Genomic DNA, 12,677 nt, shown 5'->3' on the forward strand with positions numbered 1-12,677 from the left:
TAGTCACATCGTTTCACTTACTAAAACGATATGAAGATAAAATACAATTGAAGTAAATAACTTACTTTTAAAGTAATAACCACTCGTTTTAACACTCTTAAATAAACATTAACTAAATGTCCACTTGAGCCATAATTAAAAGGCAATTAATACCATAAAACTTGTGACACACTAATATGACAGGAGTACCATTAGCGCGGTTTAAAATCCTATTTTTTATATGTCATTTATAATTTGTTAAGGTTAATCAATGAATGCTTGGTACCTCATTTGTTTTCTCTCTGCACTTGCTATTTTTATTGCATTTGCAAATCAATATATTCTTAAAATGCAAACAACAATTGCGATTACAACAGGCTCGGTTGTTATTTCATTGCTGTTGATTGTTGCAGTTAAATTATTAGGCGATCAAAACGCACTTGAAATGACAAAAATAGTCTCGAGTATTAACTTTAACGAATTACTCCTCAAAGGTATGTTAGGTTTCTTGCTTTATGCAGGTGCACTGGAAATAAACCTGTTAGCACTGAGAAAACAACGCTGGGAAATAACGGCACTTGTATTGTTTTCTACTCTTGTTTCTACTTTTATTGTTGGCTATTTTAGCTTTTACTTATTTGCTTTATTGGGCTGGCCTGTCCCGTTCATTTATTGTTTACTGTTTGGTGCTTTAATTAGTCCAACAGATCCAATTGCTGTACTTGCAATCATTAAGCAAATGCGTGCTCCAGAGGGTATATCTGTACAAGTTGAAGGCGAATCATTGTTTAATGATGGTATTGGTTTAGTAATCTTTACAACCATTTTTTCGATTGCTTTTTATGGTACCGATGCAAACTTTTATGATGTGGCTGAGCTATTTTTTGTTGATGCACTTGGTGGTATTGCATTTGGTTTAATAATTGCTTTAGTTGGTCACTTTTTAATAATTAACAGCCGTGATGTAAACATTCGACTGTTAATAACACTCACTATACCTTCAGCCGGCTTTGCCGCAGCCAATATCTGGGAAATATCAGGGGCACTTGCCATGGTTACCAGTGGTATATTAATGGGTAATATTACGCGAACTAAAGCAACTGAACGCACCGGTCCAGAAGACACTCGCTACGTAAAAGATTTTTGGCATGCAACCGATAGCTTTTTAAATGCTTTATTGTTTTTGATAATTGGTATGCTAATTGTGACTATGCCTATTACAATCGGAGAAATTGGCTTAGGGTTGTTAATGGTACCTGCTGTATTACTCGCGCGTTTTATAAGTGTTGGAGCACCGTTTGTTATCTTTAAACGCTTTAGAACTTACGACAAGCACAGTGTTAAAATATTAACTTGGGGTGGTTTACGTGGCGGACTTGCACTTGCAATGGCGGCGGCTATTCCTCGCGATCAAGTTTATATAGCGGGATCTGACTTGCATAACCTTATTGTTATTGTGACCTACGTTGTCGTTATATTTTCTATTATTGTACAAGGTTTAACTATTTCACCATTAATACAAAGCAGTATTAAGTCAGCTGAAGAATCAAAATAGCTTTACCTTTTATAAATAATTAAAATTAGTAAATAAGGTTAAACTTGGCTTTATTTACTAATTTTTTAAGTTTAAAAACATCGTAGTAACATAAAAAATTATATTTTCGACTATTCCTCCTCTCTTAGTACAATTCCCTTGAAATGCAAATGAAAATGATTATACTTTTTGGTTTTCACCTCTAGGGCTATACGATGTCCAGTAATTCCTATTTTGCATTTTTAAATACCATTTCTTTAACTAAGCGTCATTTGTATGCTGCTTTTATGCTATTTTTTATGGTACTGAGTAGTTTTTCTGTTTCGGCTTCACCTGAACAGCAAACGAAAATTAAACAAATTGCACAGCTTGCCGAATATGTAGGTGTTGATTACGTTGCCGCAGTGGGTAATGGTAAAGTTCTTGACGCTGACGAATATCAAGAAATGACTGAGTTTTCTAATGTAATTATCAGTCAAGCAACGTCACTTACAAGTAATACAAATGAATTTGATATTGTAAAAACTCACGCACAAACGTTGCACAGTATTATATCTAACAAAGGCAGCGTTGAGGAAGTTCGTGCTGCTAGCTCTGTTCTTCGCGAATCCTTACTAAAATTCATGCCACAACTTTCTTTACCCAATTCTTTGCTACCTATTGAGCAAACTAAAGCCCTCTTTTCGGCTAACTGCTCAATGTGCCATGGTCCAAGTGGTAAAGGCGATGGTCCTTTAGCTAAAAACTTAACACCAGAACCGACTAATTTTACAAATGAAGAACGTGCAACTAACCGTTCTTTAATGGGATTGTTTGATGCTGTAAGCAACGGCATTGAAGATACACCGATGGTCGCTTTTACTCAATTTAACGAGCAACAGCGTTGGTCTTTAGCATTTTATGTAGGTAGTTTAGCGTTTCAGTCTGTAGAACAACCTAAAAACGTTGAGCAAAACATAACAGCATCACAAATTGTTAATCTTAATCCTGCACAACTCAGCGTAGGGCTAAATGATACTCAAAAGCAATATGTGCAATGGCTGCGTGGCAACCCTGAACATTTGTTTAGCGCAAAAAAAGATCCTATATCGGTTACACGTACGCAATTACTTGCAGCCCAACAGGCACATGCTAAAGGTAATTATTCTCAAGCAAGTGACTTATCGATTAGTGCTTACTTAGATGGTTTTGAACTAGTTGAAAATAACTTAAATGCATACGATGAAAATTTACGTAAAAGCATTGAAGTGCAATTAATGGATTTGCGCAAAACGTTTAAAGAAGAAAAAGATACTGCCATCGTAAATGAAAAAGTAACAGCTGCGCTTGCCCAATTAGCAAAAGCAAGCAACATGCTTAACGAAACAAAATTAACCGACAGTGCCCTGCTTTCAGCAAGTTTGGTTATTTTACTTCGCGAAGGACTAGAAGCACTACTAGTTGTTATTGCATTAATGACCGTACTTATTAAAACCAAGCGCCAAGATGCGTTAAAATATGTTCATGTAGGTTGGATTGCAGCGCTTATTGCTGGTGGCTTAACGTGGGCTGCTGCGCAAACATTGATAGAAATAAGTGGTACAAGCCGAGAAGTAATGGAAGGTGTTGGCGCTATGCTTGCTGCCGTAATATTACTGTATGTCGGTGTTTGGATGCACAGCAAAACCAGTGCAAAACAGTGGCAAGCTTATATTCAAAACAATATTAATAAACGTCTTGAATCAGGAACCCTCTGGGGATTAGCTGGGCTCTCGTTTATAGCCGTTTATCGTGAAGTATTCGAAACTGTATTGTTTTATCAGTCACTGCTTACACAAAGCACCACTGAGCAGTACTCGTCTATTGCTATGGGCTTTGCCATTGGCGTAGCAATACTCGCTGTAATTACTTGGGTGTTAGTAAAATACTCAATAAAATTACCTGTTGCTAAGTTTTTTGCAATTACGACGTACCTGTTGTTCTTACTTTCGTTTGTGCTTATGGGCAAAGCCGTAACGGCGCTTCAAGAGGCAGATATTGTTGGCATTGCGACCTTGCCTATTAATATTGATTTAGTATGGCTTGGTATTAAATCAACATGGCAAGGAGTGACTGCCCAGTTAATTGTTATTGCGATATTTGGATTTTATATCTTTAAAGGCAAAAACCAAAAGTAAACTAAAATGTAGTTAAAAGGCCCAATTTGGGCCTTTTATTCTCATTAGCTTAAAGTTCTAAAATGTACTAAGCCCATGTATCTAAATGTGGACCATCTTCATCATCTGAGTTTGTATTTGCTCTTTGGGTTTGATCATCAAACGTATTAAGCTTTTTCTTTTTTTGTAACTCACGCCTTTTTTTATTCTCTAGCTCAACCTTTTCAGTCGCAGCACCACTTTGCACTCCTGCAATATGGAATGCTCCTTTAGACTCAACTTCTAGCCTGGTTATTCTTCCTAAATAAGGGATCATGATATCCATGTGTACTTCCTTATTTTATTGTTTTATTAACTAATCACTTGGTTTGACTAATAAACAAACAAATATATTGTTGAAATCACTCATCTTACTTTAATATTATCGACAGTTATAAGATATGCTTTAATTAAGCTAAAAAAAACTTGCCATAATATGGTCGTTTATGTTTTTATGAATGCGAAATTTATTTAAACAGATAACAACTTCACGTTAACAAAATAACGGGCAGTTATATAGGATAAAAAATGCGCTTAAACCTGACAACAGTACATCATCACCACCATTCACCGGAATAACCTGTCAGGTCTTTCGCTGAGAGGTTATTCCTAAAAGGAACCTCTGGCGATTCAAATAACATTGATTCATTTTCGCCCTGAGGTTCCCCTCGGGGTTTTTAGTTTTTAAATTAAAGGAAAATGAATAATGAACAACAGTAATCGTCTACGTATCGCCATCCAAAAAGGCGGCCGCCTATCTAAAGATTGTCAAGATCTACTAAAACAGTTAGGTGTTAAACTTAACCTTCGTGAACAACGCTTAATTGCACACTCAACTAATATGCCAATTGACGTACTACGTGTGCGCGATGACGATATTCCGGGTTTAGTAATGGACGGTGTATGTGACTTAGGCATAGTTGGCGAAAACGTACTAGTAGAAGTTCAAGCAGAACGTGAACGCCAAGGTGTTCCAAGTGAAGTAACCAAACTTTCAAAACTAGACTTTGGTTACTGTCGTCTTGCACTAGCATGGCCACAAGAGCTTGGCGCTCGCGATAAGAGCTGGTTTGAAGGCAAACGTATTGCTACTACCTACCCAGAAATTTTAACTCAGTGGTTAAAGCGCGAAGGTATTAACGCAAGTACAGTAATGCTTACTGGTTCTGTTGAAGTAGCACCGCGTGCGGGTTTATCTGATGCAATTTGTGATTTAGTATCTACTGGCGCAACACTTGAAGCTAACGGCTTGATTCAAGGCGAAACAATTTTAGAATCAAACGCTTGTTTAATTCAAAATAAAGATCTTCAAGATGCTGACAAACTAGCACTAATCAATAAGCTTATGCCGCGCCTACGTGGTGTTAGACAAGCTAAAGAAAGCAAATACATCATGCTACACGCACCAAAAAACAAACTTGATGAAATTTGTGAAATTTTACCAGGTTCTGGTCAGCCTACTCTACTTGCCCTTGCTGGTAACGATGAATACGTAGCACTTCACATGGTAAGCAGCGAAACATTATTTTGGGAAACAATGGAGCAGTTAAAAGCCCTAGGCGCTAACTCTATTTTAGTTATGCCAATTGAAAAAATGATGGAGTAAGTGCCATGCTTCGTTGGAATGAGGAATCTTCACAAGTACAAGCAGCGGCGCTAATGCGCCCTGCAGTTTCTGCCAGTGCCAAGGTTGAAGCTATATGCAAAACTATTTTAGCTAACGTAAAAGAGCAAGGCGATGAAGCCTTACTTAGTATGGCTAAAGAGTTTGATAATAGATCTAACCCTCGCTTATGTGTTCCGCTTGATGAAATTAACGCATCAGAGCAAGCACTAAGTGCAGAGCTTAAATACGCAATTGATACCGCTTATGCAAACGTTAAACGTTTTCACGAAGCGCAATTGCCAAAAGATATTAAATTATCGACCCAACCAGGCGTTGTATGTGAACTGAAATATCAAGCCATCGAAGCAGTCGGTATTTATGTACCCGGTGGCAGTGCTCCACTGCCATCGTCGGTAATTATGCAGGGTGTATTAGCGCAGTTAAGCGGCGCAAAAACCGTTGTACTTGCTACACCGGTACAAGGTAATAAAGCGATTAACCCTGCTATTTTATATGCAGCTAAGTTATGTGGCATTACTACTTTGATAGAAAGTGGTGGCGCAGGCGCAATTGCAGCAATGGCTTATGGCACCGAATCGGTTCCTAAAGTGAACAAAATATTTGGCCCAGGTAATAGCTTTGTAACAATGGCTAAACAGCTCGTTGCGCAAACTATTCCAGGTATGGCAATTGATATGCCAGCAGGTCCGTCTGAAGTACTTGTTATTGCAGATGAACGTGCAAACCCAGAATTTATAGCCGCCGATTTACTCTCACAAGCAGAGCACGGTGCAGACTCGCAAGTTATTTTATTATGTAACAGCGAAAGTATAATAGAACAAACTCAGCAGGCACTTACACGCCAGCTGGCTAATTTGAGCCGTAAAGAAACAGCCGAGCAAGCGCTCGCCAATTCATCGCTTATTTTAGTTGATTCAATTGAGCAAGCATTTGATGTATCGGCGCAATACGGCCCAGAGCACTTAATTTTACAACTAGGCGATGCAACACCTTACCTAGATAAAGTTATAAACGCAGGCTCAGTATTTGTAGGTGACTACACGCCAGAATCTGCAGGCGATTACGCATCGGGTACTAACCACGTGTTACCAACATATGGTTACAGTGCAACATATTCTAGCTTAAACTTGCTTGATTTTTTTCGTACATACACAGTGCAAACAATTACTAAAAGTGGTTTAACCCAGCTTTCAAAAGCTATTTTACCACTTGCAGATGCAGAAGGCCTTGATGCCCACGCTAATGCGGTTTCAATTCGTTTAGAGGCAATTAAAAATGAGCAATGAGAGCGCACAAGCGTCTAGCTTATTACCTAAAAATATTGCAGCCCTTGCTGCATACAGCTCTGCAAAAAGTGAAAAGCTAACCGGTACTACGTGGCTAAATGCTAACGAAAGCCCGTATGCTAGAAATCTTGAACTGAGTATTGAGGATTTAAATCGCTACCCCGATCCGCAACCGCAACTGGTTATTGACAGATACGCCGCTTATACAGAGCTTGAAAGCGAAAATATATTAATGACGCGCGGCGCAGATGAAGGCATTGAGCTTTTAGTGCGCACATACTGTGAACCAGCTAAAGATAGTATTGCGCTATTTTTACCAACCTACGGTATGTACAAAGTAACGGCCGATACACACAACGTTGGCATTAATGCGCTTACCCAAGAGTTATTACTAAATGGCAGTGTTGACGAAATAATCGAAGCTGTAGGCAGCTCAAAACTGGTGTTTATTTGTAACCCAAATAACCCAACGGGTAGCTTAACGCCACTTAATAAAGTAAAAGCGATTGCAACAGCACTTGCAGGTAAAGCATTAGTTATTGTTGATGAAGCCTATATAGAGTTTTGCCCAGAGCAAAGCGCGACTAAGCTTATTAATGAATTTAGTAATGTAGTGGTTTTGCGTACGCTTTCTAAAGCCTTTGCGCTGGCAGGCCTTAGAACAGGCTTTACCCTTGCACAAGCAGCAACTCTTGCGCCAATTCGCAAAGTCATTGCGCCGTATCCGGTATCGGGCGTAGTAGCAAGTATTGCAGCGCAAGCAATTGCACCCGATGCAATTACATCAATGCGCCGCCAAGTTACTATTTTAAATAGCTTAAAAGCTAAATTAGTGGATTGGCTAAACGCATCCCCTGCTGCATTAAAAATTCTCACTGGTGAAGGTAACTTTGTTACTTTAAAATTAGCCGATAAAAACTATTTTAAAATTGCACTTGAGCAAGGTTTGGTTATGCGCGCTTTTACGCTATACAGTGAAGACGACTGGCTACGGATTTCAATTGGTAGTGAACAAGAACTTGAACAAGTAAAAATTTGGTTAGATGGCCTACAAACGCCAGCTTCCACAGCATCTTTAGCAGGAAACGAAGTATCATGAGCAACCCCTATTTATTTATCGACCGCGACGGCACTATCATTGAAGAGCCAATTACCGACAAACAGGTAGATAGCCTTGAAAAGCTAGCATTTTTACCTGGTGTTATTCCTGCGTTATTACAATTACAAGCTGCAGGTTACCGTTTAGTTATGGTATCTAACCAAGATGGTTTAGGCACAGATAGCTTCCCGACTGCTGACTTTGATATTGCACAAGACAAAATGATGGACATAATGCAAAGCCAAGGCATTAGCTTTGACGAAGTATTAATTTGCCCTCACTTTAACGAGCAAAACTGCGACTGCCGTAAACCTAAAACAGGCTTACTTACCGAGCTTATGCGCTCAGGCAAAGTAGATTTAGCACGCTCTTTTGTTATTGGCGACCGTGAAACTGATATTGGCCTTGCTCAAAACCTATGTTGTGAAGGTATTTTATACGACGGCGATTGGAGTGCGATAGTGACTAAATTGACCACTGCAAACCGCGAAGGTCGTGTTACACGCAATACCAAAGAAACCCAAATTGATGTGGCAATAAACTTAGATCAAACTAAAAATGGCAGCATAGACACCGGACTTGGCTTTTTTGATCACATGCTTGATCAAATTCGCACGCACGCAAACATTGGTTTAAACATTAAAGCCAAAGGCGATTTACACATAGACGAGCACCACCTGGTTGAAGACATTGGTATTGCTCTTGGTGTAGCACTTAAACAAGCCCTCGGTACTAAATCGCAAATTGCGCGTTATGGTTTTGCTCTTCCTATGGATGAGTGTAAAGCCGAAGCACAAATTGATTTATCGGGTCGTGCATCATTTGTATTAAACGCTAACTTTAGCCGCGAAAAAGCCGGTGATTTAGACGTACAAATGGTTGAGCACTTTTTCAAAAGCTTAAGTGATAACGCCGCCATTAGCCTTATTTTATCGGTAAGCGACGGTAACTGTCATCACCAGGTAGAAGGTTTATTTAAAGCGTTTTCACGCGCTCTTCGCATGGCAGTAGTACAAGACACCACCCAACAAACAGCCAGCTCTAAGGGATGTTTATGATTGCCATAATTAATACCGGTTGTGCCAATATAAATTCAGTACGTTTTGCGTTTGAACGCTTAGGGCAAACGCCAACAGTAATTACTTCACCAGAGCAATTAGCGGGTTTTGAGCGCGCTATATTGCCAGGTGTAGGTCACGCATCGGTTGCTATGAAACGCCTAGTAGATAACGGCTGGCAACAAGCTATAAATGAATACCAGCGCCCGCTTATGGGGATTTGTTTAGGCATGCAGTTACTGTGCGAAAGCACCGAAGAAGGTAACGTACAGTGCCTAGGTAAAATACCAGGGCAAGTAAAAGCGCTTGATGTAGGCAACTTAACGTCGCCGCATATGGGTTGGAATAACTTAAGTGTTAACAAAGAGCATGCATTAACTAAAGGGCTAACGCTCGATGAGCAAGTGTATTTTGTTCACAGCTTTGCGCACACCGTAAACGACGCCACACTCGTGAGCGGCGAATACGGTCAAACCTTTTCAGCCATTGTTGCTAAAGACAATTACGCGGGCATGCAATTTCACCCAGAGCGCAGCGCTAAAGTTGGCGCACGTTTATTACAAAATTTTGTTGATTGGCAGTTGTAAGCTGCCCATTAACTAACAAAAAAGAGATTATTTGTGATTATTCCAGCATTAGACGTATTACAAAATCAAATTGTGCGCTTGTACCAGGGTAAATACGACACAGCACAGTTTTACCCTTTCGAACTTGGTGCGCGTTTAAAAGAATACGCCGACAGCGGCGCAGGTAAACTACACCTTGTTGATTTAGAAGGTGCACGCGATCCAAGTAAAAAACAGTGGAAACATATTCAAGCTGCAACCAAAGCACTTAACGTACCTTACCAAGTGGGCGGCGGTATTCGCTCAGAGCAAGATGTAAGTGATTGGCTAAAAGCCGGTGCAAACCAAGTTGTTATTGGTTCAATGGCAGTAGAAAAACGCGAACAAGTAAAAGCCTGGATTGAGCAATTTGGCGCAGAGCATTTTGTAATTGCTCTTGATGTAAATAAAACAGCCACGGGCTGGGCACCTGCTACACACGGTTGGTTAAGTGAATCTGAATTTGGTTTACTTGAGCTGGTAGATTTTTACGTGGGCTTAGGTGTTATCGACTTTTTATGCACGGACATCAGTAAGGATGGCACCATGACGGGTCCATCATTTGAGCTTTACGAAGATCTAACTCGCCATAACAGCACAATCAAAGTGCAAGCCTCAGGGGGCGTAAGCTCACTTGACGACATTAAAAAGCTTAAAGAACTAGGTGTTGGCGGCGTTATTTTAGGCAAGTCTCTGCTTGATGGCGCATTTAGCGTTGAGGAGGCATTGGCATGTTATCAAAACGCATAATTCCATGTTTAGACGTTAAAGACGGTCAAGTAGTTAAAGGCGTTAAGTTTAAAGGTCATGAAGTTGTTGGCGACATTTTGACAATGGCTAAAGCCTACAGCGAAGCTGGCGCCGATGAACTGGTTTTTTACGAAATCAGTGCAAGCGTTGAAAAACGCCTACTTGATGTAAACTGGGTAGAGAGCATTGCACGCAATATCGATATTCCATTTTGTGTAGCCGGCGGTATTAAATCAGTGGCTGATGCAGCGCGTGTTTTAGAGCGCGGTGCTGACAAAATAAGCATTAACAGCCCTGCTATTGCACGCCCTGAACTTATTAAAGAATTACACGATGAGTTTGGTAAGCAATGTGTTGTTGTAGGTATTGATAGCTTTTTTGATGAAACGACTGGTGAATATTTAGTTTACCAATTAACTGGCGATCCTAATGCATCAAGCCGTACGCGTTATAAAACACAAGAATGGGTTAAACGCGTACAAGACTTAGGCGCAGGCGAAATTGTATTAAACTGTATGAACCAAGATGGCGTTCGTAACGGTTACGACAACGAGCAGTTAAGTAAAATCCGCGAGCTATGTAACATTCCTTTAATCGCCTCTGGCGGTGCGGGATCAATGCAAGATTTTGTTGATGTATTTAAACAAAGCAAAGTAGATGGTGCATTAGCCGCCAGCGTTTTTCATAAAAATGTGATTAACATTGGCCAACTAAAACAATTTTTAACCGATAACCAAGTGGCAGCAAGATTATGCAAGTAACACAACAAAACCAAGCTCAAGTCGATTTCGCTAAAAGTGAAATGATCCCTGCTATTATTCAAGATGCCCGCTCTGGTGTTATTTTAATGCAAGGCTTTATGAACAGCGAAGCACTAAATGTTACGCTTGAGAGTAATAAAGTGACGTTTTACTCACGTTCAAAATCGCGTTTATGGACTAAAGGTGAGTCATCAGAAAACTACTTAAACGTAGTATCTGTTCATACCGATTGTGACTACGATTCAATTTTAGTACTTGCCAACCCAGAAGGTCCAACGTGCCACTTAGGCACACAAAGCTGTTTTGGTGATGAAGCAAAACCAAGTTTAAGCTTTTTAGCACAGTTAGAAGATGTGATTGTAGCGCGTAAAAACGATGATCCTGAAAAAAGCTACACAGCGTCATTATTTGCAAAAGACTTAAGCCGTAGTTGTCAAAAAGTAGGTGAAGAAGGCGTAGAAGTTGCCCTTGCCGCTATGAAACACGATAACGATGAGCTAACAAACGAGTCTGCTGATTTAATTTATCACCTTACCGTATTGCTACAACGCCAAGGCTTAGCCCTTGAAGATGTAGTTAAATGCTTGCAAGGTCGCCATAAATAGCACCTGCTAAAGCAAATTGAAAAAGGCTCATATCTTATGGGCCTTTTTATTTTTACAGTAAATCACGTGTGATATAGTGCGTGGCTAAATTAATCGGTTACTGTGAACTATGAAAAACTATATTACTCCTTCTATTGTCGCATTTATTTTAGTCTTCGCGTTTATTTTAGCGGGCTGTACCAGCAAAACTAATCAGACAGCTACAAAAACTACAGCGACAAAGCCTGTAAAAACCACAGTAACACCCGATGAATGCAGCACCATAAATAACCTAATAAATGGTTATGAGTCTGGTTTTAATTCAATCAAAACAGATAAAGTAAATAACCAGTTTACTAATCAATGGCGTACTAATACTCATATTATTGGAGCAAGCTGTACGGTTACTTTAAATAAGTCAGAGCAAGCAAGCTACCAATGCCAAACACCTGTTAATACACAAACGCAAACCGTAAAGTCCCATCAAAAACTGGCTAAGCAATTACGCCAATGCTTAACAACAGTAGGTTGGTTTGAAAGTCAAAAAGAAACAGCAAATTCAATTTACAGCACCTTTGTACTTGATACTAAAACCCCTGTCATTACACTCTCTACCAATCAAGAAGGTAATGGGTTCACTACTCGCTTTGAAATTGCACCACCGTTAGGGCTTTAATAATGCGCCAATTTAATCAAAACAAAAAACCATCTAAATTTAAAACTGATTGCCTAGGAATATGCGAAAGGCGCAGCGGTTACTGCACCGGTTGTGGGCGCACAAATGAGGAGATTTTTGATTGGATTATATTATCTGAAGATGAAAAAAAACAAATACTCGCAATGCCGCGCGCTGAAATAAAAAAGGTATGAAATACTGTTTAAACTTAAATAATGATAGGTTTAAAATTAGCTTTACATAATTAATTTAAACGCTCTAAATAAATAAATGTTTAATATTGATAATTTAACCAACGATAAATGCTCATAATAAAAACTTTTAACAACTTCTTTTATTTAAAATAATGCAATAATAGATTGAATTATATTATGATTAACACCTTAAACGGCATGTTCAAATTAACCATCTAAATCTAAAAATAAAAACCATAAATACAAAGACTTGAAATCAAGGGTTTTTAAAAACAACAATAAAATAAAATTTTAAGTTACTATTTTTAATTTTTAACTTTAGTGCTTTAAACTGATTTATACTTTGCATA

General features: G+C 39.2%; 13 protein-coding genes. 12 read left to right on the forward strand and 1 reads right to left on the reverse strand.

Annotated features, from left to right (window positions below; genetic code table 11):
• Window positions 1–250 precede the first annotated feature (250 nt).
• Together GQR56_RS08100 and GQR56_RS08105 are read left to right on the forward strand one after the other, a co-directional pair.
• On the forward strand, window positions 251–1,534 hold the full coding sequence (locus GQR56_RS08100; protein WP_166110224.1) for a sodium:proton antiporter: 1,284 nt from the start codon (window positions 251–253) through the stop codon (window positions 1,532–1,534).
• Between the two features lie 278 nt (window positions 1,535–1,812).
• Window positions 1,813–3,669 carry a cytochrome c/FTR1 family iron permease gene (locus tag GQR56_RS08105; protein ID WP_166110326.1) on the forward strand — a complete coding sequence of 619 codons (1,857 nt, stop codon included), beginning with the start codon at window positions 1,813–1,815 and terminating at the stop codon, window positions 3,667–3,669.
• A gap of 67 nt (window positions 3,670–3,736) precedes the next feature.
• Here GQR56_RS08105 and GQR56_RS08110 read toward each other — a convergent pair whose 3' ends face one another.
• Window positions 3,737–3,973, reverse strand: coding sequence for a hypothetical protein (locus GQR56_RS08110; RefSeq protein WP_166110227.1), 237 nt, complete (start codon window positions 3,971–3,973; stop codon window positions 3,737–3,739).
• A 420-nt stretch (window positions 3,974–4,393) separates the two neighbouring features.
• On the opposite strand from GQR56_RS08110, the gene hisG reads away from it, so the two are divergent.
• From hisG to GQR56_RS08160, 10 genes are all read left to right on the forward strand, one after another.
• On the forward strand, window positions 4,394–5,293 hold the full coding sequence (hisG, locus tag GQR56_RS08115; RefSeq protein WP_007580644.1) for an ATP phosphoribosyltransferase: 900 nt from the start codon (window positions 4,394–4,396) through the stop codon (window positions 5,291–5,293).
• Between the two features lie 5 nt (window positions 5,294–5,298).
• Entirely contained in the window at window positions 5,299–6,600 is a 1,302-nt protein-coding gene (gene hisD / locus GQR56_RS08120) for a histidinol dehydrogenase (RefSeq protein WP_166110230.1), read from the forward strand.
• Window positions 6,590–7,699, forward strand: a complete 1,110-nt coding sequence (hisC, locus tag GQR56_RS08125; RefSeq protein WP_166110233.1) for a histidinol-phosphate transaminase — start codon at window positions 6,590–6,592, stop codon at window positions 7,697–7,699. The genes hisD and hisC overlap by 11 nt, the downstream gene beginning before the upstream one ends.
• Entirely contained in the window at window positions 7,696–8,757 is a 1,062-nt protein-coding gene (gene hisB / locus GQR56_RS08130; RefSeq protein WP_166110236.1) for a bifunctional histidinol-phosphatase/imidazoleglycerol-phosphate dehydratase HisB, read from the forward strand. Before hisC ends, hisB begins: the two co-directional genes overlap by 4 nt.
• A complete protein-coding gene (gene hisH, locus GQR56_RS08135; protein WP_002960265.1) occupies window positions 8,754–9,344 on the forward strand; it encodes an imidazole glycerol phosphate synthase subunit HisH in 591 nt (196 codons plus the stop codon). The genes hisB and hisH overlap by 4 nt, the downstream gene beginning before the upstream one ends.
• Before the next feature lie 33 nt (window positions 9,345–9,377).
• Window positions 9,378–10,112, forward strand: a complete 735-nt coding sequence (locus tag GQR56_RS08140) for a 1-(5-phosphoribosyl)-5-[(5-phosphoribosylamino)methylideneamino] imidazole-4-carboxamide isomerase (RefSeq protein WP_010552951.1) — start codon at window positions 9,378–9,380, stop codon at window positions 10,110–10,112.
• Window positions 10,094–10,873 carry an imidazole glycerol phosphate synthase subunit HisF gene (gene hisF, locus GQR56_RS08145; protein WP_166110239.1) on the forward strand — a complete coding sequence of 260 codons (780 nt, stop codon included), beginning with the start codon at window positions 10,094–10,096 and terminating at the stop codon, window positions 10,871–10,873. Before GQR56_RS08140 ends, hisF begins: the two co-directional genes overlap by 19 nt.
• Window positions 10,864–11,478: a bifunctional phosphoribosyl-AMP cyclohydrolase/phosphoribosyl-ATP diphosphatase HisIE gene (gene hisIE / locus GQR56_RS08150; protein ID WP_007580656.1), complete on the forward strand. Its 615-nt coding sequence runs from the start codon at window positions 10,864–10,866 to the stop codon at window positions 11,476–11,478. Before hisF ends, hisIE begins: the two co-directional genes overlap by 10 nt.
• A 109-nt stretch (window positions 11,479–11,587) precedes the next feature.
• Window positions 11,588–12,133, forward strand: a complete 546-nt coding sequence (locus GQR56_RS08155; RefSeq protein WP_166110242.1) for a hypothetical protein — start codon at window positions 11,588–11,590, stop codon at window positions 12,131–12,133.
• 2 nt (window positions 12,134–12,135) lie between these two features.
• Window positions 12,136–12,327 (forward strand): DUF1289 domain-containing protein, encoded by a 192-nt coding sequence (locus GQR56_RS08160; RefSeq protein WP_166110245.1) that lies wholly within the window; start codon window positions 12,136–12,138, stop codon window positions 12,325–12,327.
• The last annotated feature ends 350 nt before the right edge of the window (window positions 12,328–12,677 follow it).

It is taken from the genome of Pseudoalteromonas sp. Z9A5, assembly GCF_011378875.1.
Taxonomy (GTDB): Bacteria; Pseudomonadota; Gammaproteobacteria; order Enterobacterales; family Alteromonadaceae; genus Pseudoalteromonas.

Excerpts from the sequence above, each read along its gene's own strand:
- hisB (WP_166110236.1), top strand. The coding sequence starts at position 7,696 with ATGAGCAACCCCTATTTATTTATCGACCGCGACGGCACTATCATTGAA.
- hisD (WP_166110230.1), top strand. The coding sequence starts at position 5,299 with ATGCTTCGTTGGAATGAGGAATCTTCACAAGTACAAGCAGCGGCGCTA.
- GQR56_RS08160 (WP_166110245.1), top strand. The coding sequence starts at position 12,136 with ATGCGCCAATTTAATCAAAACAAAAAACCATCTAAATTTAAAACTGAT.
- GQR56_RS08155 (WP_166110242.1), top strand. The coding sequence starts at position 11,588 with ATGAAAAACTATATTACTCCTTCTATTGTCGCATTTATTTTAGTCTTC.
- hisIE (WP_007580656.1), top strand. The coding sequence starts at position 10,864 with ATGCAAGTAACACAACAAAACCAAGCTCAAGTCGATTTCGCTAAAAGT.
- GQR56_RS08110 (WP_166110227.1), bottom strand. The coding sequence starts at position 3,973 with ATGGATATCATGATCCCTTATTTAGGAAGAATAACCAGGCTAGAAGTT.
- GQR56_RS08105 (WP_166110326.1), top strand. The coding sequence starts at position 1,813 with ATGGTACTGAGTAGTTTTTCTGTTTCGGCTTCACCTGAACAGCAAACG.
- GQR56_RS08100 (WP_166110224.1), top strand. The coding sequence starts at position 251 with ATGAATGCTTGGTACCTCATTTGTTTTCTCTCTGCACTTGCTATTTTT.
- hisF (WP_166110239.1), top strand. The coding sequence starts at position 10,094 with ATGTTATCAAAACGCATAATTCCATGTTTAGACGTTAAAGACGGTCAA.
- hisG (WP_007580644.1), top strand. The coding sequence starts at position 4,394 with ATGAACAACAGTAATCGTCTACGTATCGCCATCCAAAAAGGCGGCCGC.
- hisH (WP_002960265.1), top strand. The coding sequence starts at position 8,754 with ATGATTGCCATAATTAATACCGGTTGTGCCAATATAAATTCAGTACGT.
- hisC (WP_166110233.1), top strand. The coding sequence starts at position 6,590 with ATGAGCAATGAGAGCGCACAAGCGTCTAGCTTATTACCTAAAAATATT.